Source organism: Bradyrhizobium sp. Kon69 (genome assembly GCF_055807515.1).
This window is the reverse complement of record NZ_JBVVOS010000184.1, coordinates 1-348: the sequence shown is the minus strand read 5'-3', so window position 1 is coordinate 348 and position 348 is coordinate 1. Positions and strand designations below refer to the sequence as shown.

Here is a 348-nt window from a genome sequence, read left to right as displayed (position 1 = left end):
GAAACTGTTGATAAACGCCAGCAGCCAGCCACCGGCCACGCCCGGCAGAATCATCGGCAGCGTGATCTGACGAAACAGCGTGAAGCGGCTGGCGCCGAGGGATTCGGCGGCCTGCTCGGCGCTGCGATCAATCCCGATGGCGGCCGCCAGCACCAGGCGCAGCACGTAAGGCGTGATGATCACCACGTGCGCGAGCATCAGCCAGGTGAAGCTGCCATTCACCCCCATCAGCGCAAACAGGCGCAACAGAGCGACGCCCAGCACCAGGTGCGGAATGATGATCGGCGACAGGAACAACGCACTGAAAAAATTACGCCCAGGGAATGCATAACGGCTGATCGCCAACGC

The 348-nt window shown here is 62.1% G+C and carries 1 protein-coding gene; it reads right to left on the bottom strand.

Annotated features, from left to right (window positions below; all coding sequences use genetic code 11):
* On the bottom strand, positions 1 to 348 hold a 348-nt coding region (locus AC0L3U_RS38745), incomplete at both ends, for an ABC transporter permease (RefSeq protein WP_473365015.1).